This is a genomic window from Rhizobium sp. BK591 (assembly GCF_014195045.1).
Lineage (GTDB): Bacteria > Pseudomonadota > Alphaproteobacteria > Rhizobiales > Rhizobiaceae > Rhizobium > Rhizobium anhuiense.
In genome coordinates this window covers 2,501-5,000 of sequence record NZ_JACIAZ010000016.1, presented here as the reverse complement: position 1 = coordinate 5,000, position 2,500 = coordinate 2,501, and the positions used below count along the sequence as shown (strand labels likewise).

The following is a 2,500-nucleotide window of genomic DNA, read 5'->3' as shown; positions in this document are numbered from 1 at the left end:
CTGTCCCGGACCCGGATGACGGGCCGCGGTTAGACATCCATGACGATAAGGGTGGTATTTCAAGGATGGCTCCACGGAAACTGGCGTCCCCGCTTCAAAGCCTACCACCTATCCTACACATGCCGACACGAATGCCAGTGTAAAGCTATAGTAAAGGTGCACGGGGTCTTTCCGTCTGACCGCAGGAACCCCGCATCTTCACGGGGAATTCAATTTCACTGAGTCTATGTTGGAGACAGCGGGGAAGTCGTTACGCCATTCGTGCAGGTCGGAACTTACCCGACAAGGAATTTCGCTACCTTAGGACCGTTATAGTTACGGCCGCCGTTTACTGGGGCTTCGATTCAAAGCTTGCACCTCTCCTCTTAACCTTCCAGCACCGGGCAGGCGTCAGACCCTATACGTCGTCTTGCGACTTCGCAGAGCCCTGTGTTTTTGATAAACAGTCGCTACCCCCTGGTCTGTGCCACCCCATCATACTTGCGTAAAATGGGGTCACGCTTCTTCCGAAGTTACGCGTGCAATTTGCCGAGTTCCTTCAACATAGTTCTCTCAAGCGCCTTGGTATACTCTACCTGACCACCTGTGTCGGTTTCGGGTACGGTCTATACGGTGGAGCTATTTCCTGGAACCGCTCCGCTGCCCTGATAATCCAATAAACCAGAACAACTTGTGCAATCCGTCACTACCACCAGGCCCACGAATATTAACGTGGTTCCCATCGACTACGCATTTCTGCCTCGCCTTAGGGGCCGGCTAACCCTGCTCAGATTAACTTTAAGCAGGAACCCTTGGTCTTTCGGCGAGAGGGTCTCTCACCCTCTTTATCGTTACTCATGTCAACATTCGCACTTCCGATACCTCCAGGAGCCCTCACAGGTCTCCCTTCATCAGCTTACGGAACGCTCCGCTACCACTTGCGATTGCTCGCAAATCCTCAGCTTCGGTGCATGGCTTCAGCCCCGTTACATTTTCGGCGCAAAGACCCTTATTTAGACCAGTGAGCTGTTACGCTTTCTTTAAATGATGGCTGCTTCTAAGCCAACATCCTGGTTGTTTTGGGATCCTCACATCCTTTCCCACTTAGCCATGACTTGGGGACCTTAGCTGGAGGTTAGGGTTGTTGCCCTTTTCACGACGGACGTTAGCACCCGCCGTGTGTCTGCCGAGTAGTACTCCCCGGTATTCGGAGTTTGGTTAGGATCAGTAAGACGGTGAGTCCCCATAGCCCATCCAGTGCTCTACCCCCGGGGGTATTCGCTCGACGCTCTACCTAAATAGATTTCGCGGAGAACCAGCTATTTCCGAGTTTGATTGGCCTTTCACCCCTAGCCACAAGTCATCCCAATCTATTGCAACAGATGCGGGTTCGGTCCTCCAGTTGGTGTTACCCAACCTTCAACCTGCTCATGGCTAGATCACTCGGTTTCGGGTCTAATGCAACAAACTAAATCGCCCTATTCAGACTCGCTTTCGCTTCGCCTACACCTACCGGCTTAAGCTTGCTTGTTACACTAAGTCGTTGACCCATTATACAAAAGGTACGCCGTCACCCTTGCGGGCTCCGACTGTTTGTAGGCATCCGGTTTCAGGTTCTATTTCACTCCCCTTGTCGGGGTGCTTTTCACCTTTCCCTCACGGTACTTGTTCGCTATCGGTCATGCACGAGTACTTAGGCTTGGAGAGTGGTCTCCCCATGTTCAGACAGGATTTCTCGTGTCCCGCCCTACTCTAGGACAATCGTGATATCTACGCGTACGGGGCTGTCACCCACTACGGCCGCACTTTCCAGAGCGTTCCACTTTAATCACAATTGCCACTGGCCTGGTCCGCGTTCGCTCGCCACTACTTGCGGAGTCTCGGTTGATGTCCTTTCCTGCAGGTACTTAGATGTTTCAGTTCCCTGCGTTCGCTTCTTACACCCTATGTATTCAGGTGTAGATACCTTATCACAATGCTTGGAAACCACTCGGGTTGCCCGGCCAGAGGCCAAACAACCAGAATGATTTTCCAAGCATTTAAGGTGGGTTGCCCCATTCGGAGATCCATGGATCAAAGCTCATTCGCAGCTCCCCACGGCTTTTCGCAGCGTATCACGTCCTTCATCGCCTGTGCATGCCAAGGCATCCACCAAATGCCCTTACGACACTTAATCGTTCTCATTGCCAATGCTCATCACTTAGCCGACATCCCAAAGGGATGCAGCAGCCAGGGTTACCTTTTACAACCCAGGCCATTCGTTGATGCCATCGACGTGTTCGACAGGTCTGCTTTATTGGAGCTACGCCGAGCAGCCCACTTGCAGCCTGTCTTAAGACCAGCTTCTCGAGATTGGATCCGATACCGCGCGGTCAGGCAACGGTAATCCGATCGTCCGTCAGATGCAGTCCGAAGACTGCAAACAACACGCGACAAACCGCTACGCGGTTTACGCTGACGATCCAGAGCGACAAGCTTCCTTCCTACCTCCAATCCCTCCACCACATCCGGCCGGCTAGGC

General features: G+C 52.8%; 1 rRNA gene (only partly in view). It reads right to left on the bottom strand.

Annotated elements, in window-relative coordinates:
• Positions 1 to 2,155: ribosomal RNA gene (locus FHX10_RS34790) — 23S ribosomal RNA — on the bottom strand (it extends 660 nt beyond the left edge of the window).
• Positions 2,156 to 2,500 lie beyond the last annotated feature (345 nt).